This is a genomic window from Sorangium sp. So ce327 (genome assembly GCF_051530205.1).
GTDB lineage: Bacteria > Myxococcota_A > Polyangia > Polyangiales > Polyangiaceae > Sorangium > Sorangium cellulosum_B.
On record NZ_CP150330.1, the window covers coordinates 46,176 to 71,529 of the forward strand.

The window sequence follows — 25,354 nt, forward strand, 5'->3', positions numbered from 1 at the left end:
CGAAGGCTGAAACCATGTTCAGCGGTGTAGGATGCAAGCCCCGCGCTATTTTTTGGTGCAGACGTGAAAGCAAGACCCGGGCCGCTGCCCAGTTCGATGCTACGTTGGGGGTGAGGCCACCAATGAGACACTCGATGGCACGAACCTCGCGCAATGCCCCGGCCCCCGTTCGGCGGGTGGCGCTGGCGGCGAACTGAGAGAAGGAGCTCCTCATGGGCATGGAGATGAAGCTCCAGTTCAAGCTGTCGCAGCAGCTTGTGATGACCCCGCAGCTGGTGCAGGCCATCCGGCTGCTGCAGCTCTCACGGCTCGAGCTGGTCGACGAGATCAGGAAGGAGCTGGACGGCAACCCTGTCCTCGCGGACGACATGACCGACCCGAAGGCGCGGGACGGCGACAAGGGGGATCAGCGGGGGAGGAACGCGGACCTGCCGACGGAGCAGCGGCTCGAGAACGGCGAGCGGTTCGACCGAGACACCGACATCGCGGCGCGCGAGACGGAGAAGCGGGTCAAGGAAGTGGACTGGGAGCAGTTCCTGGAAAACAGGCAGCTCCAGCAGGCCATGCCCGCGCACCGGGGCGGCTTCGAGGAGCTGCCGCCGATCGACCAGAACCTGACCAAGCCGTCGAACCTGCGTGACCACCTGCTCTGGCAGCTCCAGATGAGCGATTTCGTCGAGAACGAGCGGCAGTTCGCGCTGCTCGTCATCGGCAACCTCGACGAGAAGGGGTACCTCGACCTCAAGGGGGGCGAACGTCCGGACGGCACGAAGGGGCCCGACATCAGCCTCGTGGACCTGGCGCGGGAGGCGGAGCTCCACCCCGAGGACGCCGAGGAGGTGCTGTCGATGATCCAGCGCTTCGATCCGGTCGGGGTCGCGGCCCGCGACCTGTCGGAGTGCCTGCGGGTGCAGGCCGAGGTGCTCGGCTTCGACGACATCGAGATGGCCATCATCAAGGACCACCTCCACAACGTGGAGCGGCGCAACTTCCCCGCGATCGCGAAGGCGCTGAAGATCCCGCTGGAGGAGGTCTACGACGCGGTCCAGGAGATCCAGAAGCTGGAGAGCGTGCCGGCGCGCAACTTCGCCGAGGTCGACGAGAAGACCATCGCCATCACCCCGGACGTGTACGTCATCAAGGACGGCACCCAGTTCGTCGTCACCGACAACGACAAGGGGCTCCAGCGGCTCTACATCAACGAGAACCTCGCCCAGCGGATGCTCAGGGACCCGAAGGCGAAGGAGTTCATCAGCGAGAAGCTCCGGAGCGCGCAGTGGCTGATCCGGGCCATCGAGCAGCGGCGGCGCACGATCATCAAGGTGACCGAGTGCATCGTCGAGAAGCAGCGCGAGTTCCTGGAGCGCGGCGTGGGCTACCTGAAGCCCATGATCCTCAGGGACGTCGCCGAGTCGGTCGGCATGCACGAGTCGACCATCTCCCGCGTGACGTCGAACAAGTACGTGCACACGCCCCAGGGGCTCTTCGAGCTGAAGTACTTCTTCAACTCATCCATCCACAGGGTCGCCGACGAAGACATCGCCTCCGAGAGCGTCAAGCAGGCGATCAAGAAGATCATCGTGGCCGAGGACAAGTCGAATCCCTACAGCGACCAGGCGATCGTCAAGATCCTCGAGGAGACGGACGGCATCAAGATCGCCCGCCGCACCGTGGCCAAGTACCGCGAGATGCTCGGCATCCTGAGCTCGTCGAAGCGCAAGAAGATGTTCTGAGCCGCGGCGGCCGGCCGCGGTCGCACGCCCCTCTGCCACGCCGCCCCTCACGGCCCCGAGCCATGCCCGCCGAACCGATCACGGCCGCCCAGATCTTCGAGCGCTTCTTCGCGCCGCAGTACCCGCCCGACGCGCTCGTCGACCTGGCAGGCGCGCGCTCCACGGACGCGAACCCGGCTGGAAACCCGTCGATCCTGGCCCAGATCGACCACGCAGCGGAGGTGTTCGCCCGCCTCGCGCCCGCGGCGTTCGGCGCGCCTGACCTCGGGCTCGACTTCTCCGATGCGTCGGTCCACCGGCTGGGCGCGGCGCTGACGCGCGAGCGACGCGACGCCTGGCTCGCGCCGGCAGGCGGCCCTTCCGATGCGCGCGGATCGAGCGGCGCGTCGGCGGCGAGCGGAGGCGGAGAGCCTCCCATGCTCGTCACCCTCGTGACGCACGGGGCGCTCTACGTGGGGGCGTGCGTCGTCAAGAATCACGGCGGAAAATGGCAGGTCCGGAGGCCCCTGTGGGAGTCGCTGGTCCGGCTCGAGTCGAGCGCAGGGACGGGCGATCTCGCGATCTTCCAGTGGTGGCTCAAGGCGCTCAGCGACGAGGAGATCGGCCGCGGCAGGCTCGTGGATCGCTACCGCACCCACGTGGAGGTGCCGACGTTCGACGCGGAGCGGCTGCCGATCCTCGCCGCGGGCGACCGGCGGATCCCGAAGCTCGCGAAGGTCCGTTACGACACGCTCTACAAGCACCTCCGCGCGCACCTGCCGGAGCTCAGGTCCGTGGGCGACGATTTCCCGTCCCCGGAGCGCTTCGAGGAGCTGGGCTTCAAGAGCATGGAGTTCGCGCTGCTCGGCGGCGGGCGGATGCTCCTCATGCACGGCGCGACCGCGGACGGGGTGCACCTGCTCTGGCTCGACGCGAGCGGCTTCGTGAAGTCGCTTTACTACCCGGCGGACAGCTTCCCCGCCCACGTGGTCCAGATCGAGGGCCAGAAGATCCGGGTGATCGTGCCCGTCCGCGGCGAGAGCCAGGTGCACGAGATGCTCTGGTGGGGGGCGTAGCCGGCTCGCGCACAGAGCGCGCCGGCGGTAGGCTCGCCCCGTGCTCTCGCCCGACGTCCGCTTCGAGGGGTTCACCGCGACCGACTGGGTTCGCGTGCTGTCGTTGTTCCGGCCCAGGCGCGCGGGCATCGACGAGCGCGAGGTAGGCCGGCCGCGCGGCGGCGTCGTCGCGGTCCACGCGGGCGGCAAGCTGAGAAAGCTCGTGCACACGGACGCGGGCCGGCTCCGGATCGACGACGCGCAGCGCGCCCTCCCGCTCTCCGCGGAGGAGCTCGCCGCGAGCCACCACGCGAGCTGGGCCGCCGTGCTCGAGGCGGGTGTCCTCGAGGCCATCGTGGAGCGGTTCGGGGCGCGGGTGCGGCGCGGTGACGATCTCATCGGCCAGTCGCTCCTGCTGCTGCAGCTCGCGCGCGAGGAGCTCCTCGCGGGGAGGATCGATCTCTGGCCGGCGAGGCTGCGCGGCGTGCCGATGCCCTCGGCGGGCGTCGTGCGCGGCACGCTGGAGTCGCTCGCAGGGGTCGGCAAGACGGTGGTGATCGGCCTGTTCGAGGGCGGGGAGCTCTGGACGAGCGTCGCGCTCCGCCGCGACGCCCGCGGGATCAACCTGATCCTCGGGCCGGACGAGGTGCGGGAGGACATGGGGCTGCTCGCGGGCGACTGGCGGCGCGACTACCGGCACCTCTCGCGCGCCATCGAGGAGCGGGCAGGGGAGCTGTCGCTCGGCTGCTTCGCGGAGGCGGAGACCATCCGGCAGCTCGAGGTCGACCCGAGCCCGGGCGCCTGGGCCAGGGCGGTGGCGGTGCGCGACGTGATCCTCGCGCCGGTGCCGGCGGCCCTCGCCATCCCGCTCGGGATCGACGCGGGGCGCGCGGCGCTCAGCGCGCTCCGCGCGCTCGTGGAGCGGATCGATCCGATGGGGATCGTGGCGCCAGCGGTGCGGGCGGTGCTCGAGCGGGCCGGCACCGACAGCGACATGGCCGCGATGCTGCCGTTCCACCCGCTGGAGCTCCTCCGCAAGCTGATCAGCCGGGATCGCTGAGCCGGCGCGGCCCCGCCGCAGCGCGGCGCGCACCTCCAGCGCGGCCGCGCTGCCTGGCTCAGGGGTGCGCGGTGCTCGAGTCGCCGCCCTGGACGGCGGGCGCGAGCTGGAAGCGGCGCTCCTCGCAGGCGTACGCCGTCGGGGTCAGCTCGATGACGGTGTGCAGCGGGATCGGCAGCGTGGGGCACGAGGGCGCGGGGCGATCCACGAGGTAGGCGTAGAGCGCGCGCAGCACCGCCTGGTGGCCGATCACGAGCACGGGCGAGCGCTGGCGCTCGAGCTGGATGATCAGCGGGTCGAGGCGCTGGATGACGTCCTCGTACGACTCGCCGCGCGGGTAGCGGTAGCGGAACTTGTCGGCCGCGCGCGCGTGGAAGACCTCGGGCATCTGCTGGCGGATCTCCTCGTACGTCATGCCCTCGCAGACGCCCGCGTCGATCTCGTCGAGGGCGCGCCAGGCGACGTGGTTCTGCGTCATCGGGCGCGCGGTCTGGATGGTGCGGCGCAGCGTGCTCGTCCAGACGTTGACGTGCTCGTCGCCGGCGCGCTCGCGGATGAACGCGGAGAGGTTCTTCGCGTACTCGTCGCCGCGCGCGCTGAGATCCGAGTCGCCGCCGAGCAGCCCCTTCTCGTTGAACACGCTCTCCCCGTGGCGCGTCAGCCAGATCGGGTGCGGCGTGAGGTGCATGTTCATCAAGAGCGGGACGAGGCGCGCCGGCAGGTAGCCGTGGATGCGGTTCAGCACGACCTGGCGGCCGACGTCGATGATCTTGATGTAGCTCCGCTCCGGCTCGCCGAGCGGCTCGTACGCGCGGGCGTAGTGCGCGATGCGCGCGCGGAAGTCGCGCAGCGCCGCCTCCGGGTCGACGCCCTGGTAGTCCGGCGAGCGGAGCTTCGTCTCGCGGACGTTGGTCTCGATGATCGACTCGTCGTTGCAGATCGACTCGATGAAGACGACCGGAAAGCCGTGCGCCTGGCAGCGCTCGGTGACGAGGTTCCGGCGAGCGCGCGTGCTGTTCGTGGCGTCGTAGATCGCCACCTCGCCGCCGGAGCTGAGCCAGCCGATGAGGTCGTCGAGGGCGGTCATCGCCATGCCGAGGAGCGCCTGGCGCCCCTCGGTGTTGTTGGGGTCGAAGAACTGGTGCGGCTGCGCGGTGCCGAGGTGCGCGCGGCGGTAGTTGCCCACGTTGAAGAGCCGCGTGGGGTGGCCGAGCCACGACAGGTACCGCGCGATCTTGCGGGCGATGGACGTCTTCCCACGGGCGGGCAGGCCCACCATGGCGAGCACGATCGGCGAGGAGTCGCGCGCGAGCGAGACCATGGGAGCGTTCTAGCCGATGACGGTACGGCCGGCGACGATGACGGAGAGCAGGCGGCCGCTGCGCTGTCCGTCGCGCCGGTACGAGAAGAAGCGGGCGGGGTCACACGCGGTGCAGCCAGGGACGTCCTCGACCGAGGTTGCGTCCAGGCCGACCTCGGTGAGCTGGGCCTTGAGGATGCGGCGGACGTCGACGTGCGGGCGCGCGCCGGGCGCCCCGCGGACGACGGCGGCGGCGCCCGCGCTGGAGGACGCGGCGAGATCGGCGGCGACGTCGTCGCCGACCTCGAAGCAGCAGGCCTCGATGTGCGGGCCGATGGCCGCGACGAGATCCGCGCCCGGGCCGGCGAGCGAGCGGAGCGCGCGGGCCGCCTCGACCACGACCCGGCGGACGGTCCCGCGCCAGCCGCTGTGGACCGCGGCGACGGCCCCGGTCCGGCGATCGGCGAGGAGGATCGGGGCGCAGTCGGCGCTGCGGACACCGCAGCCGACGCCGGGTGCACGCGAGAGGGTCACGTCCCCCACCTCGCGGACGACGTCGTCGCGATCCTCCTCACCGGTGAGGACCCGCGCCTCGACGCCGTGGACCTGGCTGAGGAAATAGAGCCGCGCGGCCGGGATGCCGAGGCGCCGCGCGGCGCGCTCCAGGTTCTCCCGGACGGCGGCGGGGTCGTCGCCGAGGGCGATGGCGAAGCTCAGGGTGTCCCACGGGGGGGCGCTGACGCCGCCGCGCCGCGTGAAGAAGGCGTGCGAGAAGCCGGCGGCGGCGAGGAGCGGGCTCTCGAGCGCCTCCGCGGCCCCGGGGGCGTCAATTTTTACGGTCATTTTGGCTCCACGGCGGGATCCGCTGCGTCGGCTGCTTCGGTCATAGACGATACGGGTGGGTTGCGTGGTATTTTCCGGCTCCACGCATGGCTGCCGGTCCGGACCCGAATATCGGTCGAGATCTGCTCGGAGGGCAGTTCCAGATCCTTCAGAAGATCGGCTCCGGCGGTATGGGGTCGGTCTACAAGGCCGCGCAGCCGGCGATGAACCGGATGGTGGCGGTGAAGATCCTCCACCCCAAGCTCGCGAACCGGAAGGATCTCGTCTCTCGCTTCCGCCGCGAGGCGCGGGCGATGAGCCACCTCACGCACCCGAACACGGTCAAGGTGCTGCTCTACGGCGAGCTCGAGGACGGCTCGCTGTACATCGTGATGGAGTACCTGGAGGGCAAGAACCTGAACCAGGTGGTCCGCAAGGAAGGGCCGCTGCCCGTCGAGCGCGCGATCCCGGTCCTCATCCAGGTCTGCGGCGCGCTGCAGGAGGCGCACATCCAGGGGATCGTGCACCGCGATCTCAAGCCCGAGAACATCTTCCTGTCGACCAACGGCGGGCTGAAGGACTACCCGAAGGTGCTCGACTTCGGCCTCGCGAAGGTGACGGAGCGCGAGCTCAGGCCGGGGTCGGTGATGCTCACGCAGGAGGGCATGGTCTTCGGGACGCCGGAGTTCATGTCGCCCGAGCAAGCCCAGGGCAAGGTGCTCGACGCGCGGAGCGACATCTACTCGCTCGCGACCATCCTGTACGAGGTGCTCACGGGCAAGCTGCCGTTCGAGGCGCGCACGCCCATGGAGTACATCCAGCACCACGTAACGAGGAACCCGATCCCGCTCGATGACCGCGTCCCCGGGAAGCAGTTTCCGCCGGGGCTCAGCGCGGTGCTCGCCAAGGCGCTCGAGAAGCGGCCCGAAGATCGGTTCGAGTCGGCCGCGGAGTTCGCGGACGCGCTCAAGCCGTTCGCGGGCGGCGCGGGCAAGGGCTACACGGCGATGATGCCGAAGAAGGCGAACGCGGTGCTCGAGCAAGCGTCGAAGCAGCACGCCGCCGCGCTCCAGGCGAACAAGTCGTCCGCGCCGTCCGCGTTCAAGTCGCCCGCGAAGACGGTGAAGATGGTCCAGCAGCCGCCGGCGCCGTCCGCGAAGCCAGCGCCCGCGCCGGCGCCCCTCGCCAAGCCGCCCAGCAAGGCGCCGGCCAAGGCGGAGGCGAAGCCGCTGCTCCTCGTCGGCATCGCGGCGGGCTGCCTGATCGCAGGCATCCTGATCACCATCGTGGCCATGCGGCTGTTCCAGGGCTGATCCTCCGCGAGCGCGCCCCGGATCGGGGCGGGCCTCCGCGGGCGTGCTAGCGTCGCCGCGCCGGCGCGCCGGGCGCTCTGGATGCGCATCGCCTGCGCCAGCGTTCACGGGGACGGCGTCATGGCCTCGGAGCAATCACGGAACCCAGGGGGAAACGAGAACGATCCGGTCAGGAAGACCGATGCGCCGGATCGGGCGTCGGATCCGCTGCGTCAGGCGTCGGATCCGCTACGTCAGGCGTCGGATCCGCTGCGTCAGGCGTCGGATCCGCTTCGTCAGGCGTCGGACCCGTTGCGTCGAGCGTCGGATCCGCTGCGTCAGGCATCGGACCCGTTGCGTCGAGCGTCGGATCCGCTGCGTCAGGCGTCGGAGCCGCCGGCGCGGCGGTCGGGGCCGCCGGGGCGAGGGAGCGAGCCGCCGGAGCGGATCAGCGGGGCAACGCGGCCGGCGAGCGCGCCGCACCTCGAGGGCGCGCAGCGCTTGCCCAGCCAGCCGGAAGGAGCGCCCCCGCAGGAGAGAGGCCCCAGGATCGCGACGTGGGCGAAGCGCATCGGGATCGCGCTCGCGGCCCTGCTCGTCCTCGCCGCCGCCACGATCGCGCTCGTCATCCGGCACTACGAGGCGGATCTCCCCTCGACCCACGAGCTCAAGGACTACCGGCCCCCGCAGGTGACGCGCATCCTCGCGCGCGACGGGACGCGCCTCGGCGAGGTCTTCACCGAGCGGCGCACCGTGGTGCGCATCGGCGAGATCCCGAGCCAGGTGAAGCTGGCCGCGCTCGCGGCCGAGGACGCAGGCTTCTACGAGCACGCAGGGCTGAACTACCTCGGCATGCTCCGCGCGCTCGCGGTGAACCTCCGCTCGACCCGGGCCCGGCAGGGCGCGAGCACCATCACGCAGCAGGTCGTGAAGAACGTCCTGCTCACGCCGGATCGGACCTTCAACCGCAAGGCGCGCGAGATCATCCTCGCCCGCAAGATCGAGCAGGAGCTCAGCAAGGACGAGATCCTGGAGCTCTACCTCAACAAGATCTACTTCGGCCACGGCCGCTACGGGGTCGAGGAGGCGAGCCGCTACTACTTCGGGAAGAGCGTGCGCGACGTGACGCTCGCCGAGGCCGCGCTGCTCGTCGCCATCGTGAAGGGGCCGTCTGTGTACTCGCCGCGGGTGAACCTCGAGCGCGCCGCGGCGCGGCGGGACTTCGTGCTCGATCAGATGCAGCGCAAGGCCTTCGCGGACGAGATCCAGGTGGCGCAGGCGAAGCAGGAGCCGGTCGTGCTCGCCATCGAGACCGAGTCGCTCGCCGAGCTCGCGCCCGAGGTGGTCGCCGAGGCGCAGCGCGTGCTGCGCGAGCTCGTCGGGCCCGCCGCGCAGCAAGGCGGCTACACGATCACGACCACGATCGATCCGGCGATGCAGGCGGCCGCGCGCGCGTCCGTCCGCAAGAACCTCGACGCCTACGCGAAGCGGCACAAGCTGCTCGGCCCGCTCGCGCGGAGCAAGAAAGAGCCGCCGGCCTTCGACGGGACGCCCGCCGGCCACAAGGTCTTCCGGGGGGTCGTGACGGGCGCCGACGACGCCCGAGGGACGCTCTCGGTGCGCGTGGGCACGCTGGAAGGCACGGTCACGCTCCGCGGCGCGCAGCGGTACAACCCGAGCGGGCTCCCGCCGAGCAAGTTCGCCGACGTCGACAAGGTGGTGCGCGTCAGCCTGATCGGCCCCGCGCCGGAGCCGGTCGTCGAAGCGGCCGCCGCAGGCCAGGAAGAGGACGAGGACGCCGCCGGAGAGGCAGGGCGCGCCGCGCCTGCTGGCAAACCGGGGAAGCCCGCGGCCCCGGTGCCGCTGCGGCTCGAGCTCGGACCCGAGGGGGCGCTCGTCGCGATCGACGTGCGGACGCGCGAGATCGTCGCCCTCGTCGGCAGCTACGAGGCGATGCGCGGCGGGCTCGACCGGGCGACGTTCGCGCGGCGGCAGCCAGGGTCGACGTTCAAGGCGTTCGTCTACGGCTACGGCATCCACGCGCGCACGCTGACGCCGGCGACGATCCTCGACACCGATCCGCTGGCCATCGCCGGGTACAAGCCGCAGAACTACGACGAGAGCGAGGGGAAGTCGCCGGCGCGGCTCCGGGAGGCGGCGGCGCACAGCGTGAACGTGGCCGCGGTGTCGGCGCTGTCGCGCGTCGGCGCCTCGAACGTGGTCGCCTTCGCCGGCGCGCTCGGCGTCCAGTCGAAGCTCGGCGCAGACCTGTCGCTCGCCCTCGGCGCCTACGAGGTCACGCCGCGCGAGATGGCCGCCGCGTATGCGAGCATCGCCGCGGGCGGCGTCCACGAGCAGCCGGTCCTGATCACGAAGATCGTCGGGCCCGGCGGGGTGGAGATCCCGCTGCCGCCACGCCGCCCGGGGCACCGCGTGATGGAGGAGGCGGAGGCCTACGTGCTCACGAGCGTGCTGACGTCGGTCGTGCAGAGCGGGACCGCCAGGCAGGCGCGCTCGCTGGGGCGCCCGATCGCCGGCAAGACGGGGACGACGAACCAGTCGAAGGACACCTGGTTCGTGGGCTACTCGACCGACATCGCGTGCGCCGTGTGGACCGGCTACGACGACGCGGCGCCGCTCGGCAGCGGCGAGACGGGCGCCATGGCGGCGCTGCCGGCGTTCGTGGAGTTCATGAAGCAGGCGCACGCGAAGCGCCCGGCCGCCGATTTCCCGGTGCCGAGCGGGGTCGTGCGCGTGAAGATCGATCCGCTGACGGGTCTCCTCGCGCGCGAGGGGCAGGAAGACGCCATCGAGGAGGTGTTCGTCGCCGGGACGGAGCCGACCGAGGAGGCGCAGGTCCCCGAGGCGGACGCGGGCGCGGAGCCGGCGGACGGCGGGGCGCCAGCCGAGCAGCCGGGCACCCCGCCGGCGGCAGGCGAAGGGCCGCGGCCGGTGGAGCCAGGGGCCGCGCCAGCGCCGGTCGAGTCGGAGCACGCGCCGGAGCCGGGCCCGCTGCCGGCCGGCGAGACGGCGCCGCCGCCGTTCTGAGCGGCGCACAAGATCGGAGGGCTCGGAGGGGCGTCAGGAGCGACGGTGATGCCCCCAGGTCGAGGGCGGCGACACCGCCGGACGAGGAAAGCGCGACCGCGGCATTTTTCCTGTCCGGAGTGCGGGGCGCTCGACGTCTCGCTCCAGGAAGCGGCGGGCGGGGGCTCGCCAGCCTCCGAAAGGAGCCGATTCATGAAACTTTACGTCGTCCCGGGATCGCCCAACTGTCGCAAGGTCCAGGCCGTCGTCCACGAGCTGTCGGTGCCCGTCGAGACGATCCTCGTCGACTTCGCTACAGGCGCGCACAAGAGCCAGGATTACCTTGCGATCAACCCGAACGGCCTCGTTCCGAGCCTCGTGGACGGAGATCTGCGCCTCTGGGAGTCCAACGCGATCATGCAGTATCTTGCGGATGCTCATGGCGCGACGTCGCTGTTTCCGCGCGACCCCAGGCGGCGCATCGATGTGGTCCGCTGGCAATGCTGGGAGCTCTCGCACTTCGGGCGCGCCCTCGGAGCGGTGCTCTTCGAGCGGTTGTTCAAGCCGCTCATGGGGGGGCAGCCCGACGAGGCGATCGCACAGCGCGCCCTCGAGCAGCTCCAGCCGTACGCGGCGCTGCTGGAGGCGCACCTGAAGGCGCGCGCATTCGTGGCCGGTGACGCGGTGACGCTCGCCGATTTCTCCCTCGGGTGCCAGCTGCCCCTGGCCGCCCTCGGCCGCGTCGACCTGGCGCCGTTCCCGAACCTCCGCGCGTGGCTCGCCCGGCTCGACGAGCGGGAAGCGTGGCGCGCGACCGCGATGCCGGCTGCGATGGCGCAGGCGCTCGAGCAGGCGGTGCATCGCTCGGAGCGCGGAGGAGCGTGACGACAATGACGGGCGGAGCCGAGCTCTTCTCGCGGCTCTCCGAGCGGTGGGCCCTCGAGCCGAGCGTCGCGCGCAGCACGATGATGGGCTTTCCGTGCCTTCGCGTGGGGGGCCGGTTCTTCGCGTCGATCGACCGCGATGGGAGGCACCTCGTCGTCAAGCTCCCGGCGGCGCGTGTCGCTGCGGCGATCGCCGCCGGTGAGGGGGCGGTGTTCGCGCCGAGCGGGAGGACCTTTCGTGAGTGGCTCGCGGTGCCGCTCGAGCACGCCGCGCGGTGGGAATCGTATCTGCAGGCGTCGTACGCGTTCGCGCGAGGAGAACTCGGATGATCTATGTCCTGTTGATCCACAGCGCGCGCCCCGAGGGCGATCCGCTCCCCGCGCCGGACGAGCGCGCGGTGCTGGACCGTCACCGCGCCCTCCAGCAAGAGGCGACCGCGCGCGCCGAGCTGCTCGCCGTGGCGAGGCTCGATGGGCGAGACAAGGCGCGTACGGTGCGCGTGCAGGGGGCGACCGCGACGATCACCGATGGGCCCTACATGGAGACCAAGGAGTGGCTCGTTGGCTTTTACCTGATCGAGTGCGCCGATGAGACCATCGCCGCGGCCCGGGCGCGGCAGATCTGCCCGGCGGATGGATCCGTGGAGATCCGACCTGTCACCTGGCAGCGCACGCCGTAGTCATGGAGGGGTTCGCCCCGTTGCTCCGCCGCGCGTATGCGCCCGTGCTCGCGCGGCTGCTGCGCCACACGCGGGATCTGCACGCGGCGGAGGACGCGGTGCAGGAGGCCGTCGCCAGGGCCCTCGCGACGTGGCCGGAGCGGGGCGTCCCCGACGCGCCGGAGGCGTGGCTCGTGCGCGTCGCCACGAACATCCACAGAGACGGCTTGCGGCGGCGGTGCGGAGAGCAGCGGCACGCGACCGCGCTCGCGGCGCTCGCGGCGCGATGTCCCTGGTCCGAGGCGCTGCTCTCGGCGCCGGACGCCGCGCGGTGGCCGGACGATGTCCTGCGCCTCGTCGTCACCTGCTGCGATCCCGTGCTCGGCCTCGAGGAGCGGGCGGCGCTGGCGCTGTCGACGGTCGCGGCGCTCTCCACGGACGAGATCGCGCATGCGTTTCTGGTGAGCGCGCAGGCCATGGAGCGCCGGCTGACCCGGGCGCGCGAGAGGCTCCGGGAGCGGCGCAAGCACTACGAAGTTCCGCGGCTGGAAGAGGCGCCGGAGCGGCTTCACGCCGTGCTCGCGGTGATCCACCTCGTCTTCAACGCGGGATACTGGTCCCGTGGCGACGAGGCGCCGATACGTCGTGGCCTCACCCGGCTATCGATGCACCTGGCTCGGGCTCTCGACGCAACGCTGCCACGGGTACCCGAGGTGCAGGGCCTGCTGTCTCTGCTGCTCCTGCACGCGGCGCGCATGCCGGCCCGGACCGACGAGGAAGGGCAGCCCCGGAGCCTCGAGCAGCAGGACCGATCGAGGTGGGACAGCGCCGCGATCGACGAGGCCTGCGCGTTGCTGCGGGAGGCGCTCGAGCGGGGGCGCCCCGGCCCTTACCAGATCGAAGCCGCGATCGCGGCGGTCCACTGCTCGGCCCCGCGCGCCGAGGACACCGACTGGCTCCAGATAGCGATCCTCTACGAGTCGCTCGAGCAGCACCGCCCGGGCCCGATCGTGCGCGTGAACCGGGCTTTCGCGGTCGCCCGGGCGCTGGGCGCGGCGGAAGGGCTGAAGCTGATCGCGACGGCCATCGATCACCCGGCTCTGGCGCGTTACCCCTATGCTCACCTCGTCCAGGGCGTCCTGCTCGAGGAGACGGGGAGGGTGGATCAAGCGCTGGCGGCCCTCGAGCGAGCCCGCGATTGCGCGGCCAACGCCGCAGAGCGCGCGCAGATCGAGCAGCGCATCGACGCGCTCCGGCCGCGGGCCTCGTGCGCGGCCGCGCCAGCCCCTGACACGACGCTCGCGGCCATGGCCGCGCGCGGAGATCGCGCAGCACGGATCCCCGAGCCCGAATGAACGAGCGCGCCTCACGCGCGAAGGGCGCCGGCCCCGGGGAACGGGCCCATGACCGCCAGCGTGAGGTCCACCGACGCGCAGGAACGAACGCCTCGGGATGCGTCGTCGCATGGAGATGATCTACGCCGGAACACCATCACGCGAAAGGCACGGAAGGCAATTGCCATAGGGGCGCCGCGGGGCCGATGCACGAGAGGAACGCAGGGCCGCGCGCAATGAGAGGTCGAGTCGGTGAGCGCGCTGGCCGGGACACACGCCACCTTCGTGGCGTCATCCCACCTGGCCTTCGTCAGCGACGTTACGGGCCAGGACCTTCGAGGACACCCGGCCGACGAGCCGCCGCAGGACCTGCTTCGCGCCGATCGCGCCGCCAGCGCCGACCGCGAAGACGAGAGGCGCCGCGGCGCCGCCGGTCACCGCGACGAGGCCCGCCGCGAGCAGCACGCCGGCGCCGGTCGCCACCGCGCCTGTCGAGGCCTCCTGCGCCGCGTGCGCGAGCGCTTCCTTCCTCGTCATCTCGCCTCGCTGGTAGGCCGTGACGCCCTCGTAGGCACCGAAGGCGCCGTCGATCACGAACCCGATACCGGCCGCCTTGCCCGCGCCCTTCAGGACCTCCCGGCCCGCGGCCCTCATCGCCTCGCGGGCCAGCCCCTTCGCGACCGCGGCCGAGACGCCGTCGGTGAGCGCGGCCTGGCCCGCGTGCCGCCCCGCTGCCTGCGCGACGATCGCGGCGGCCTGCGTTCCGCCCTGATCCCCGATGATCTTCGCCGTCGTCTGCGCGCCCAGCGAGAGCCCGGGCGCGAGCGCGTCCACGACCGCCGTGGTGTTCTCGACCATCACGCGCCGCAGGCCCTCCCGCGCGCCGTCGTCGAGGAGCCTCTTGCCCGCCGCCGAGAACAGCGCCTCCGCCGCCCCGCGGACGGCGACCGCGCCGCTCCCTGCAATCGAACCAAGGATCTTGTTTCGCTGTGAGCTCATCTCGACCTCCCCGCCTCGCGCGCCCTCGCCTCGATCATGGGGTAGCGCCCGGGTGCGGAAAGACAAGCTCAGCGACGCGCGCTCCCACGTCGCCGTGTCGCGGCGCCGGCCGCGTCCGATCGCCGGACCTCAGAACCTCACGAGCAGGCGCGAGCCGAGGCCGCCGGGGGCTGGCGTGAGGACGAGCTCTGCCGCCGGCTTGCCAGAGGCCGGCGCCGTGGGCTCGGAAGGGCTCAGCAGGAGCAGCGTGACGCCGGCGCCGATCCCGACGAGGCCGACGCCGGCGAAGACGCCGGCGAGCGTCGAGGCGGTCTTGCCCGTGTCGTAGTCGCCCTGGAGCGACGGCGGGCACTCGTAGGCGCCTCCGCCGGCGGGGGAGCACCCCTCCTCGACCGCGGACAGCGCGCCGGCGCGCACGGCCAGCGCCACGACGGTCGCGATCGCGCCAGCGCCGCCGACGCCGAGCGCGACGTAGCCGCCCATGCGAATGCCGCTGGCCGGCGTGCCGGAGGCGCTCGGCGCGGAGAGCGCGTCGCGCGCCGGGAGCGGCGCGGGCACGGTCAGCGTCACGACCTGACGGGCGCCAGGCGTGAGGTTGGCGCGCTCCGCGATCGGCGCGGCGCCGCCGTAGAACAGCTCGACCGTGTGGGCGCCGAGATCGCGCTCGAGCTCGACGCCGAGGAGCCTCGGGTCGAGGGGCTTGCCGTCCAGCACCACCTGGACCGGCGGCCGCCCCTCGGCGCCTTTCAGCCGGACGGTCAGCGTCCCGACCTTGCCGCCGAGCGCCCGGTAGCGGGCCTCGGCGTCATCGCTCCACCCGGCGTACTTCGCCTCGTTGGACTGGAGCGCGGCGCGCCGGAGATCCCACCAGTCTCGCCTCGCCGAGGCATAGCGGCCGAGCTCCTCCTCGCACTCGGCGATGTTCCGGAGCGCGCCGAGCCCCTCGGGGTAGATCTCCAGCGCGCTCCGGAAGGCGATGACCGCCTGCTCGCACTGTCCGGTGCTCCGCAGCTCGCGCCCCCGGGCGAACAGCGTCTTCGCGTCCTCCTCGGCCCCGATGGCGAGCGCGCGCGCCGGCGCCGCCGCGAGCATGGCGACGCCGCAGAGCGTGATGAGCCGTCGCTCAAAAGGTCTCACTCTTGTCGATCTCCTTGCGGCGCCGGGGCACCGTGGGCGCGGCGGTCGCCGTCGCGCGCGGGGTGGCCTTGTCAGCCCCGGGGCGGCGCTGGGACGAGCGCGGCTGCGCAGGCGCTGCGGAGGCAGGCGGCGCGGGCGCTGCTGCGGAAGCAGGCGGCTCGGCCATGGCCGGCGGCTCGGTCGCGGCGGGCTGCTGCGGTGGGGGCGGCGAGCGCAGCGCGACCGCCTGGAGCGCGCCCCGCACGCCGGGGGCCATGAGCCGCGCCGGCTGTTCCAGGCGCGGCCGATCGAGCAGGCGCGCCGCCAGCGCGGCGGTCCCCCCGAGCGCGGTCAGGCAGGCCAGCGCCACGGCGGGCGCCACCCGGGGCCGCCGCGGCGGCGCGACCTCCGCGGGCCGCTCGGGCGGCGGCGCCGAGAGCGCGGCGTGGTAGGCCCCGACCATCTCGCGGATCGAGGCGAACCGCTGCGCCGGCCCCTTCGCGAGGGCGCGCGAGAACCAGGCGTCGAGCCCCTGGGGAAGCGATCGTCGGACCTCCGTGGCAGGCTCGAAATCGCGGGTGCTGACCGCCACGATGATCTCCGCGATGCTGTTGCCTTGAAAAGGCGTCCAGTCCGTCAGCACCTCGTAGGCCAGCACGCCGAGCGCCCAGACGTCGGCCCGCGCGTCGACCGCGAGCGGCGAGGCGAGCTGCTCCGGGCTCATGTAGTTCGGCGAGCCCAGCATCACGTCGGCCTCCGTCTCCTGCGGCCGATCCAGGCCTAGATCGCCGTGCAGCGCCTTGGCGATGCCGAAATCCGCGACCTTCACCGTCAGCTCCGCGCCGGGTGCGTCGACGAGCATCACGTTCGAAGGCTTCAGGTCGCGGTGCACGATGCCCATGTCGTGCGCCACGGTGAGCGCGTCCCCGATCTGATCAAGGATGTCCCCGAAGCGCGCCGGATCGATCGGCCCCTTGTGGCGCACCTCGGCGAACAGCGTTCGCCCCGGGATGTACTCCATCACCAGGTAAGGGATGTCGTCGTGGACCCCTGCGTCGTGGACCGCGACGATGTGCCGCGTGCGCGCGCTCAGGCGGGCCGAGATCTGGGCCTCGAACCGGAACCTCTCCAGGACGGTGCGGCTCCGCTCCGCGTCGCCGGTCAGCGAGGCGCTGAGGAACTTCACGGCGAGCTCGGTCTTGAGCGTGACGTGCACGGCGAGCCAGACCTCGGCCATGCCCCCGCGCCCGAGCGGCCGGACCAGCCGGTATTTGCCGTCGACGACCTCGTCGGGGGTGTGCTGCCAGATGTCCGACTCGTCGGCGCCGGCCTGACGGGCCGCCGCGCTCGGGCTGATCCGCACGGTCGGCGGTATGCGGGGCGTGGCGGCGTCCACGCCCGAAGGATAGTGGATGCCGCGCGCGGGACTGGCACTTTTCGACAGCCCTCGCCGCCGTCGCCCTCTGGCCAGCGCGGAATGGCGGCAGCCGGCAGCCGCGCGCCCGGCGAGCGCACGAGGAGCGCGGCCGTTTCACTCGGCGGCGTCGGCGAAGAGCTCCGCAGGCGGCGCGTCGATCGGCGGGGCCTCCCGCGAGGCCGCGCCGCCCACGCCGCGGTCGAGGGCGTCGCAGAGGAGCGCGCCGACGCCGGGGACGACGTTGGCGATCGACTCGTCGGCCTCGCGCGGGTTCAACCACCAGAACGGGTTCAGCAGCCGGCGGAGGTCGCGGAAGGAGCGTGCAGGACGGCTGACCTCCACCGTGAAGGCGAGCGTTCCGAGGTTGGCGTCGAGCCAGTCGTCCATGTCGCCGACCGTGGGGTACCAGTGCGCCGCCTGGCGGATCTCGTACCGCTCGCGCGGCAGAGCCCGGCAGAAGGCGTCGCCGAGCGCCCGGTACAGCGGCTCGCGCGGGTTGGGCACGTCGGTGTGCGCCCACGGGTAGAGCAGGAGGTTGCCGCAGCTGTGAAAGCCGATCGCGAGCGAAGGCCGCGTCTCCAGCGCGACGTCGCGCAGGGCGCGCGACTCGGGCTCCGAGAACGCGTGAGGCCCCGTGTAGTGCGGCGACCACCGGAGCCGCGAGCCCGCGAACGGGTGCAGCGGCCGCGACGAGGACAGCGGCGCGAAATTCCGGTTCAGATCCACGCCGCGGGCGTTGCAGCGCTGCGACGCCCGCCGCTCGCCGCGGAGGCGCTCCAGGTTGTCGGCGAACGCGTCGGGGTTGACGACCGGCACCACGACGAGCCGCGCCCGCGCCGCCGCGCCCGCGCGTCCGCTCGCCAGGATCGACCGGACCGCGTCGAGCAGCGCGAGCCCGCCGATCACCTCGACCCCGTGCATGAGCGACGTCAGCAGGAACGTCGGACCCAGCGGATTGCCGAAGTCGTAGCGCCGCAAGGGTCGTCCGTTCGCGGACGTCCCGATCGCTATTTCCCGTCCGCCGTGGGTGCGCGCGAGGCGCGCCCAGGCATCATCGAGCTGCGGGAGCTCGGCGTAGCGGCCGCATAGATCGGGCGAGCGTGTCATCCCAGTGTCTCTGATGTGACACCGGAATGGCGGCGGGCGCCAGCGGATTGAGTGGATTCATGGGTCGCGATTCCACGGTTCCGCGATTCGCGTCGATTCGCGTCGATTCGTCTATTCGCGTCATCCGCGCGGCTGGTCGCGCTGGTCGCGCTGGCCGCCCTTGCGCGTCGCGAGGAGAGCCAGGCCCTCGAACAGGAGGTGCGCGCCGAGGTGGAGGGTGATGTCGGCGTGATCCAGCGCGGGGCATACCTCGACGAGATCCATGCCCACCAGGTTGATCCCCGCGAGGCCGCGGAGCAGCTGGATCGCCTCGCGTGAGGTGAGCCCGCCGGGCACGGGCGTGCCGGTGCCCGGGGCATAGGCCGGGTCGATGCCGTCGATATCGAAGGAGATGTAGACGGGCGACTCGCCCGCGGCTGCCCTGATGGCGGCGGCGATCGCAGGAGCGCCGTCGCGGTCGATCCGATCCATGCCGTACAGGGTGGCCCCGGCGTGCGCCGCGAAGGCGCCTTCCTCCGGGTGGCCCCACGTGGCGCGGATGCCGATCTGGTGGAGCGCGCTCCGCCCGATCAGCCCCTCTTCGATCGCGTTGCGGAACGGCGTGCCGTGGTGGAACGGCTCGCCCCACACCTCCGAGGTGCTCGTGTCGAGGTGCGCGTCGACGTGAACGACCGTGACGGGGCCGTGGCGCCGCGACAGCGCGCGGAGCACCGGGAGCGCGATGGAGTGGTCGCCGCCGACGACGAACGGGGCCGCGCCGGCCGCGAGCACCTCGTCGACCGAGGCCTGGATCAGCTCGCGAACGGAGTCTGCATGAAACGGGGGAAAGGGCACATTGCCCCCGTCGAGCACGTGGATCGCGCGGAACACGTCGATGCCGTGGCCGGGGTGATACGACTGCACGAGCGCGCTCACGCGGCGCAGCTCGTAGGGGGCGAAGCGTGTGCCGGGGCGGTACGTGACGCTCCCGTCCCACGGGACGCCGAGGAGCACGGCGTCGGCGCCGGAATAGGCGGACGCGCCGGCCTCGTGGAATCCCGCCGTGGGGAGGCGAAAGAACGGCGTCTGCCCGTGCCGCAGGTACGCGGCTGCTCGTTGTTGGGACATGAGATCTCCTACAGGCTCAAGAGGTCCAGGATCACGGCGCGGGCGCGGTCCGCGAGATCCGCCGCGCCGCCGTGATCGCCGAGCGGCGGGCCAAAGGCGATGCGGGCGCTCGCCTCTCGGCGGCTGGAGAAGCGGAGGAAATGGGGGAGGAAGGTGTCGTCGCCCGCCCAGCAGAGCTCCGGATCATCGTAGGTGATGGCCGCGGGCACGATGGGGACGCCCGCGAGCCGGGCGACGCCGAAGATGCCTTTCCGGAACGGGAGGACCTTCTCGCCGCGGGTGGTCGAGCCCTCCGGGAAATTCAGCACCGGGACGCCATGGCGCAGGGCCCGGAGCGCGCTCCGGAGCACGCGCGCGCCGCTCGCCGGGCGCTGCCGATCGACGAGCAGCACGCCGAGATCGCGCGCGCGATCGCCGATGATCGGCCAGCTGCCGATCTCCTTCTTCGCGATGGCGGTGCAGGGGGTGAGCGACGCGAGGAGGATCGGATCGAGGTAGCTGACGTGGTTGGCCACGACAACGAACGGCGACGCGGGGAGCGCGCCGGTCACGCGGACACGCAGGCAGTGCAGCGCGCACAGGTCCCGCGCGATCCCGTGAAGGAGGCGCGCCCTCTCGCGGCGGCGCGAGGCGGGCAGCGTGGGCAGCAGGCTGGTCCGGAACACGGTGTCGAGCGCGAGCCCCATCACGCCGGAGACCCGGCTGGCGATGGAGAGCGCCTCGGTCCAGGGCCGGTCGCCCGCCGCCGGCGCGCGGCGGCCGTGGTCGAGCGGAGCGGTGGTCGTCATGGTCCGTCGGCCTCAGGCCACCGCGGCGATGCCGCCGCTCTCCGCCGCGCGCGGCTCCTTCACGTCGGCCTGGCGATCGACGAGCCCCACCTTCTCGAAGCGGGCCCGGAGCGCCATGAACGCGTCGCGATCGATGCGCGAGATGATGCGCGGGTGTCCGGTGCCATAGAAATCGGGGCGGACCTCGATCTCCCTGGCGCCGAGCATGGCGTGGAGCGCCCGCGCGGCGTGGTTGTCCTCCTCGACGGTGAACCAGCACGACTCCGCCCATCCAAGGATCGACCCGACGAACGCGCGGAGCAGCGTGTGCGTCGCGCGGGAGCCCTGATACTCGGGCAGGACGGCGAGGGTCGTGCAGTAGACCTCCTTGCCGCGCGCGAAGGAGAGCAGGTAGCCCGCGGGCCTCCCAGCGGCCTCGACCATGAAACAAGAGTCCTTGAAGAAGTCGCAGCAAAGACGGATGTAATACCGCCCGAGCTCCCCTTCGCCCGCGCCGCCGAAGAGGGTCGTCTCCAGTTCCATCAGAGTCGAAAAGTCATCGCTCCGGAGCGTGCGCGCCACATAACGGCTCATTGTTGCGCCTCCTTACTTCAATTGAATCGTTGCTGTGGGCGCAGCATGCCGGGACTCGGTGGAGAACAGGTCACAGGACCCCCGAGGTTGAGAGACACGTCGGGGGCGATGGCGCGTCAAGATGGCTGGAGAATCGCGTACGGAAGGTGCCAGGACGGCAATGTCATCGTGGCCTGAGGCGCTCTGCCGCCGTGGACGGGAGTGCGAGCGCGAGGCCGGCGAAGGCCCGGGCGGTGTCGAGGAGCGCGGCGAGGCCCGAGGACGCGCGCCATCCGCCGGTCACGCCGGTCCAGTGCTTCATGGGCACGAAGAGGTTGCCGTCGGTGTGCGGCGCCGCGCGATCCAGGAAGGTCGCGCGGAGCGTGTACGCCGCGAACAGCCGCTCCATGAGGCCCGGGAAGGCGACGAACGCCGCGGCGGTGATGCGGCCGGCGGCGCCGACGTAGACATCTCGCCGTGGCCGCTCGGCGAGGGAGACCATCGCCGCCGCGACCCGCTCGGGGTCGACGATCGGCCGGATCGGCTGGACGGCGCGGCCGGTGAAATTGCCGGCGTGCTGGTAGATCGGGGTGTCGATCGTCGCGGGCAGGAGGTTGCAAACGTGGATGTCCGGCGTGCTGGAGAGCTCCTGCCTCAAGCAGGACGTGAGTCCGAGGACCCCGAACTTGGAGATGACGTAGGCGCTCATCGTCGGCGCGCCGAACTTGCCAAGAACGGAGACGTTGTTGATGAGCACCCCGGCGCCCTGCGCGCGGAAACAGGGCAGCACCGCCCGCGCCCCGTGCACATAGCCGAGCAGGTTCGTCTCGATGACCTGGCGGTAGGCCTCGTAGGGCGCCTCGTCCGCTCGCGTGTAGAGGAAGACGGCGGCGTTGTTCACCCAGACGTCGATCCTGCCGAACACCTCGACGGCGGCGCGGGCGAGCGCTCGGACGGCTTGCTCGTCCCTCACGTCCGTCGGGACGGCGAGCGCCGGCGCGCCGACGCTGGCGCACTCGGCGGCGACCTCCTCGAGGGCCGCCTCGTTCCGAGCGGCGATGACGACCCGCGCGCCGCGCCTCGCGAACGCTAGCGCGGCCGCCCTGCCAATGCCCGAAGATGCCCCGGTGATAACGACCACCGCGTCACGAATGCACTTCCGCATGACTGGCCCCCTCCCGCGCGGTCCGTCCCTCGCCGAGAGGAGAGCAAGGCGCGGGCCATCAGGGCCGGGGGCCGGGTCGGATGTGGCTGCGGAGCTCGATTGAAACGGCGAGCGTGGTGGATGGATGAAGAGTTTCAAACGCAAAGGCGCAAAGACGCAAAGACGCAAGGAGAAGAAGAAACAAATCTTTCTCTCTCCCTTGCGTCTTTGCGCCTTTGCGTTTTTTCTCTCTCTTCAGCCGTAGAAGGGCTTCCCGGTCCTCGCCGCCTCGACGAGCGCCGGGGCGGGCGTCCAGCGCTTGCCGAAGCGGCGCTCGTAGATCTCGATGCGGCGGAGCACCTCCGCGGCGCCGAGTCCGTCGACGTAGCGGAACGGCCCGCCACGGAACGGCGGGAAACCCAGGCCGAAGATCGCGCCGATGTCGCCGTCGCGCGGGCTCCGAAGGATCCCCTCGCCGAGGCAGTGCAGCGCCTCGTTCACGAGCTGGAGCGAGCAGCGCAGCTGGATCTCCTCGACCGGCACCGGCGGGCTGTCCTTCGCCCTCGGCACCGGCAGCCCGAGCACGCCATAGACGCCCTCGTCGGCGTGCTTGCCCTTGCCCTTCTTCTTCGCCGCCGCGCCGTACAGGTACATCCCGCGCTCGTTCTTGCGGCCCCTCCGGTCGTCGGACACCAGCCTGGCCATCGTGGGAGGCGGCGCGAGGCGGTCGCCGAACGCCTCGAGCATGATCGGGCCGACGTGCGCCGCCACGTCGATGCCCACCTCGTCGAGCAGCGCAAGCGGGCCGACCGGCCAGCCCCACGCGACGAGCGCCGCGTCGACCTGCTCGATCGCGACCCCCTCGGCGAGCAGCCAGCTCGCCTCGTTCATGTACGGCCCGAGGATCCGGCTCGTGTAGAAGCCGACCCCATCGTTCACGACGATGACCGTCTTGCCCTGGCGCTTGCCGACTGCCACCGCCGTCGCGACCACCTCGGGGGACGTCGCCTCGGTCCGGATGACCTCGAGCAACGGCATCTTGTGCACAGGGCTGAAGTAGTGCATCCCGACCACGTTCTCCGGCCGCTTCGACGCGGCCGCGATCCGCGAGATGGGGATCGACGACGTGTTCGACGCGAAGATCACCCCGTCCTTGCCGTGCTGCTCGACGTCCCGCAGGACCGCTTGCTTCACCGCCAGATCCTCGAACACCGCCTCGATCACCAGATCGGCGCTCCGGAGGCCCGAGCCGTCCGTCGTCGCGGTGAGCAGCGCGAGCTTCTCGTCGCGCTCGAGCGGCGTGAGCTGCTTCTTCTTCACCCGCTCGCCGAGGATGTCGGCCACGTACTTGAGCCCGCGGCCGATCGACGCGTCGTCGCGGTCCCGGAGCCGCACGGAGATGCCGGCGTTCAGGCTGACATAGGCGATGCCGGCCCCCATCAGGCCGGCGCCGATCATCGCGATCTTCTCGACCTTCCTCGGCTGCACGGCGGGGTCGTCCACGCCGGTGTCCTTCTTCATCGCGTTCGTCGCGAAGAAGAGCTCCATCAGCCGGTGCGCCGTGCTCGACGCGACGAGCTCGCCGAACGCGCGCGCCTCGACCTCCTTCGACGCCTCGAAGCCCTTCTCGGCATAGGTCCTCAGCACGTCGATGATCCGCTCGGGCGCCGGGTAGTGCCCGCCGGTCTTCTTGCGCGTCTGCCGCGCTGCCTGCTGGAAGAGCAGGGCACGGCCGATCGGGTTCCGCTCGAGGGCAGCGCGGGTGAGCGCGGCGGAGTCGAGCTTCGGCGCGCTCGCCCGCTTGGGCCGGAACGGCGGGCCGGCCGCCGCGAGCTTGAGCGCGAGCGCCGCGGCCGTCTCCCTCAGGATGGCCGCGGGGACGACGTCGTCGGCGACGCCGAGCTGCCGCGCCTTCGAGGGGCGCATGTTCTTGCCGGTGAGGCCGTGGTCGAGCGCCGCGTTCAGGCCGGCGCGCTCCGCGAGCCGCTGGAGCCCGTTGATCCCGGGGAGCAGGCCGAGCTGCACCTCGGGCAGGCCGAGCACCGTCTTCCGGTCGTCGCTCAGCACCCGGGCATGGCAGGCGAGCGCCACCTCGAGGCCGCCGCCGAGCGCGGCGCCGTGGATCGCGGCGACGATCGGCTTCGGCGAGCGCACGATCCGCAGGATCGCCTCGTGGCCGGCACGGCACATCGCCTCGGCCTGGGCCGCCGTGGCGACGCCCTTCAGCATCTCGATGTCGGCGCCCGCGATCCAGGTGTCGGCCTTGCCGGACACGAGGATCGCCGCCTTGATGAGCGGGTTGCTCGCGATCTGGCCCGCGATCCGCTCGAGATCGCCGGTGAACGTGGGCTTCAGCGTGTTGACCGCCTCGCCCGGGACATCGTAGGTGACGACGGCCACGCCGTCGGGGCGCACCTCGAGGGACAGCGGGCTCGCGGCCGCGGGGGCCGGCGTGGCGGCGGCGGATGTCGTGGTCATGCGGCCTCCAGGACGACGGCGGCGCCGAGGCCGCCCGCCGCGCAGACGGTGAGGAGCGCGTGGTGCCCGCCGCGCTTCTTGAGCTCTCGGAGCGTGGAGAGGACCATGCGTCCTCCCGTGGCCGCGAAGGGGTGGCCGAGCGCGATCGAGCCGCCGTTGACGTTGAGCTTCTCCGGATCGATCTCGCCGACGGGGGCGGACCGGCCGAGCTTCTCCGCGGCGAACGACGGCGACGCGAGCGCCTTCAGGTTGGACGCGACCTGGGCGGCGAAGGCCTCGTGCATGTCGACGAGATCCATGTCGGCGAGCGAGAGGCCGGCGCGCTCGAGCGCCCGCGGCACGGCGAGCACCGGGGCCATCAAGAGCTGCCAGCCAGGGTCGACCGCCGCGTAGGACCACGACTTGACGTACCCGAGCGGCTGGTAGCCGAGCGCCTTGGCCTTGCCCTCGCGCATCAGGAGCAGGGCGCTCGCCCCGTCGGTGAGCGGCGACGCGTTGCCCGCGGTGATCGTGCCGTGCCGCCGATCGAAGGCCGGCGACAGCTTCGCGTAGGCGTCGAGGGTCGAGTCGTCCCGGACCACGTTGTCGCGCTCGACCGGCTTGTCGTAAGGCGGGGGGATCACGTGCATGACCTCGGCGGCGTAGGTGCCGTCGCGCCAGGCGCGCGCGGCGTTCGTGTGCGAGCGGTGGGCGATCGCGTCCTGCTCGGCGCGCGAGATGCCGTTCTGCTTCGCCATCTTCTCGGCGGCCTCGCCCATCTGCTCGCCCGTGGTCGGCTCGCGCGAGAAGCCCGGGATCGGGGGCACGAGGTCCTTCAGCGAGAGGCGGGAGAGGATCTCCAGCCGGGCGCCGAGCGTCCTGGCCTTCTGGAAGTCGGTCAGCGCGGAGGCGAGCTTCCGGGAGACGCCGAGCGGCACGTCGCTCATGCTGTCGGCGCCGCCGACGAGGGCGACGTTGTGCTGGCCGGCGAGCATCGCCTCGGCGGCGCTCGTCATGGCCTGGAGAGACGTGGCGCACGCGCGCGAGACGCTGTAGGCGTCGATGTCCTTGGGCAGGCCGGTGCGCAGCACGACCTCGCGCGCGATGTTGAGCCAGTCGAGCGTCGGCACCACCTGGCCGTAGACGACCAGCGTGACGTCGCGCGGGGTCACCTCGCTCCTCTGGAGGAGCTCCTTGACCACCGTGGCCGCGAGATCGACCGTGCGCAGCGCCTTGAGCGCCGTCCCCGCCTTGGTGAACGGCGTGCGCAGCCCGGCAACGACCGCCACCCGGTCCTTGCCGCCCTTCCCATTCTTGCCTGAAGCCATGTCGACTCCTCTGCTGCCGGAGAGCCCATCGCGAGCCCGCCCCGCGCGCCCCGCGCAGCCCCCCGGATCCCGGCGTGCCAGCGCACACCGGTTGGAGGTATTCCCTTAGGTGCGCTAACGCGGCGTGTCAACCGTGGGCGGCCAGGGCGTCGCGGGTGGCGAGGCGCTCCACGAGAACGCGACGTGGGCGGAAG

21 protein-coding genes and 1 pseudogene are annotated in these 25,354 nt (G+C 71.9%); 9 read left to right on the forward strand and 13 right to left on the reverse strand.

Annotated features, from left to right (window positions below):
* The first annotated feature begins 212 nt into the window (after positions 1 to 212).
* The 3 genes from rpoN (at position 213) to WME95_RS00185 (ending at position 3,827) form a co-directional block, all read left to right on the forward strand.
* On the forward strand, positions 213 to 1,733 hold the full coding sequence (gene rpoN, locus WME95_RS00175; protein ID WP_437548447.1) for an RNA polymerase factor sigma-54: 1,521 nt from the start codon (positions 213 to 215) through the stop codon (positions 1,731 to 1,733).
* A 62-nt stretch (positions 1,734 to 1,795) separates the two neighbouring features.
* Positions 1,796 to 2,788 (forward strand): hypothetical protein, encoded by a 993-nt coding sequence (locus tag WME95_RS00180; RefSeq protein WP_437906391.1) that lies wholly within the window; start codon positions 1,796 to 1,798, stop codon positions 2,786 to 2,788.
* Positions 2,789 to 2,828: 40 nt separating this feature from the next.
* Positions 2,829 to 3,827: a hypothetical protein gene (locus WME95_RS00185; RefSeq protein WP_437714972.1), complete on the forward strand. Its 999-nt coding sequence runs from the start codon at positions 2,829 to 2,831 to the stop codon at positions 3,825 to 3,827.
* 58 nt (positions 3,828 to 3,885) lie between these two features.
* Here WME95_RS00185 and WME95_RS00190 read toward each other — a convergent pair whose 3' ends face one another.
* Both WME95_RS00190 and pgeF read right to left on the reverse strand, forming a co-directional pair.
* On the reverse strand, positions 3,886 to 5,148 hold the full coding sequence (locus WME95_RS00190) for a bifunctional nucleoside/nucleotide kinase/histidine phosphatase family protein (RefSeq protein WP_437743543.1): 1,263 nt from the start codon (positions 5,146 to 5,148) through the stop codon (positions 3,886 to 3,888).
* Between the two features lie 9 nt (positions 5,149 to 5,157).
* Positions 5,158 to 5,970, reverse strand: coding sequence for a peptidoglycan editing factor PgeF (gene pgeF / locus WME95_RS00195; RefSeq protein ID WP_437906392.1), 813 nt, complete (start codon positions 5,968 to 5,970; stop codon positions 5,158 to 5,160).
* A gap of 86 nt (positions 5,971 to 6,056) precedes the next feature.
* On the opposite strand from pgeF, the gene WME95_RS00200 reads away from it, so the two are divergent.
* On the forward strand, positions 6,057 to 7,262 hold the full coding sequence (locus WME95_RS00200) for a serine/threonine-protein kinase (RefSeq protein WP_437548455.1): 1,206 nt from the start codon (positions 6,057 to 6,059) through the stop codon (positions 7,260 to 7,262).
* Positions 7,263 to 7,431: 169 nt separating this feature from the next.
* Here WME95_RS00200 and WME95_RS00205 read toward each other — a convergent pair.
* Positions 7,432 to 7,599: pseudogene (locus tag WME95_RS00205) on the reverse strand (hypothetical protein); the annotation flags it as partial.
* Here WME95_RS00205 and WME95_RS00210 point away from each other — a divergent pair.
* From WME95_RS00210 to WME95_RS00230, 5 genes are all read left to right on the forward strand, one after another.
* On the forward strand, positions 7,596 to 10,289 hold the full coding sequence (locus WME95_RS00210) for a PBP1A family penicillin-binding protein (protein WP_437906393.1): 2,694 nt from the start codon (positions 7,596 to 7,598) through the stop codon (positions 10,287 to 10,289). The pseudogene WME95_RS00205 and the gene WME95_RS00210 sit on opposite strands and share 4 nt — an antisense overlap.
* A 192-nt stretch (positions 10,290 to 10,481) precedes the next feature.
* Entirely contained in the window at positions 10,482 to 11,153 is a 672-nt protein-coding gene (locus tag WME95_RS00215) for a glutathione S-transferase family protein (protein WP_437906394.1), read from the forward strand.
* A 5-nt stretch (positions 11,154 to 11,158) separates the two neighbouring features.
* Positions 11,159 to 11,482 (forward strand): hypothetical protein, encoded by a 324-nt coding sequence (locus WME95_RS00220; RefSeq protein WP_437906395.1) that lies wholly within the window; start codon positions 11,159 to 11,161, stop codon positions 11,480 to 11,482.
* A complete protein-coding gene (locus WME95_RS00225) occupies positions 11,479 to 11,832 on the forward strand; it encodes a YciI family protein (protein WP_437906396.1) in 354 nt (117 codons plus the stop codon). The genes WME95_RS00220 and WME95_RS00225 overlap by 4 nt, the downstream gene beginning before the upstream one ends.
* Before the next feature lie 2 nt (positions 11,833 to 11,834).
* Complete coding sequence (locus tag WME95_RS00230; RefSeq protein ID WP_437906397.1) at positions 11,835 to 13,166, forward strand: RNA polymerase sigma factor; 1,332 nt, start codon at positions 11,835 to 11,837, stop codon at positions 13,164 to 13,166.
* 270 nt (positions 13,167 to 13,436) lie between these two features.
* Here WME95_RS00230 and WME95_RS00235 read toward each other — a convergent pair whose 3' ends face one another.
* The 10 genes from WME95_RS00235 to fadI all read right to left on the reverse strand — a co-directional run bounded on the left by WME95_RS00235 (position 13,437) and on the right by fadI (position 25,160).
* Entirely contained in the window at positions 13,437 to 14,144 is a 708-nt protein-coding gene (locus tag WME95_RS00235; RefSeq protein WP_437906398.1) for a hypothetical protein, read from the reverse strand.
* Positions 14,145 to 14,273: 129 nt separating this feature from the next.
* Positions 14,274 to 15,281, reverse strand: coding sequence for a tetratricopeptide repeat protein (locus WME95_RS00240; RefSeq protein ID WP_437906399.1), 1,008 nt, complete (start codon positions 15,279 to 15,281; stop codon positions 14,274 to 14,276).
* Complete coding sequence (locus WME95_RS00245; protein WP_437906400.1) at positions 15,268 to 16,656, reverse strand: serine/threonine-protein kinase; 1,389 nt, start codon at positions 16,654 to 16,656, stop codon at positions 15,268 to 15,270. The genes WME95_RS00240 and WME95_RS00245 overlap by 14 nt, the downstream gene beginning before the upstream one ends.
* A 135-nt stretch (positions 16,657 to 16,791) precedes the next feature.
* On the reverse strand, positions 16,792 to 17,784 hold the full coding sequence (locus WME95_RS00250; protein WP_437906401.1) for a M14 family metallopeptidase: 993 nt from the start codon (positions 17,782 to 17,784) through the stop codon (positions 16,792 to 16,794).
* Between the two features lie 120 nt (positions 17,785 to 17,904).
* Positions 17,905 to 18,891, reverse strand: coding sequence for an agmatinase (gene speB / locus WME95_RS00255; protein WP_437906402.1), 987 nt, complete (start codon positions 18,889 to 18,891; stop codon positions 17,905 to 17,907).
* An 8-nt stretch (positions 18,892 to 18,899) separates the two neighbouring features.
* Positions 18,900 to 19,679: a lysophospholipid acyltransferase family protein gene (locus WME95_RS00260; RefSeq protein WP_437906403.1), complete on the reverse strand. Its 780-nt coding sequence runs from the start codon at positions 19,677 to 19,679 to the stop codon at positions 18,900 to 18,902.
* A gap of 12 nt (positions 19,680 to 19,691) precedes the next feature.
* The gene (locus WME95_RS00265; protein ID WP_437548470.1) at positions 19,692 to 20,252 is read right to left on the reverse strand and encodes a GNAT family N-acetyltransferase; all 561 of its coding nucleotides are present in this window, start codon (positions 20,250 to 20,252) and stop codon (positions 19,692 to 19,694) included.
* A gap of 163 nt (positions 20,253 to 20,415) precedes the next feature.
* A complete protein-coding gene (locus WME95_RS00270; protein ID WP_437548472.1) occupies positions 20,416 to 21,396 on the reverse strand; it encodes an SDR family oxidoreductase in 981 nt (326 codons plus the stop codon).
* 234 nt (positions 21,397 to 21,630) lie between these two features.
* Complete coding sequence (fadJ, locus tag WME95_RS00275; protein ID WP_437906404.1) at positions 21,631 to 23,853, reverse strand: fatty acid oxidation complex subunit alpha FadJ; 2,223 nt, start codon at positions 23,851 to 23,853, stop codon at positions 21,631 to 21,633.
* On the reverse strand, positions 23,850 to 25,160 hold the full coding sequence (fadI, locus tag WME95_RS00280) for an acetyl-CoA C-acyltransferase FadI (RefSeq protein ID WP_437906405.1): 1,311 nt from the start codon (positions 25,158 to 25,160) through the stop codon (positions 23,850 to 23,852). The genes fadJ and fadI overlap by 4 nt, the downstream gene beginning before the upstream one ends.
* Positions 25,161 to 25,354: the final 194 nt, after the last annotated feature.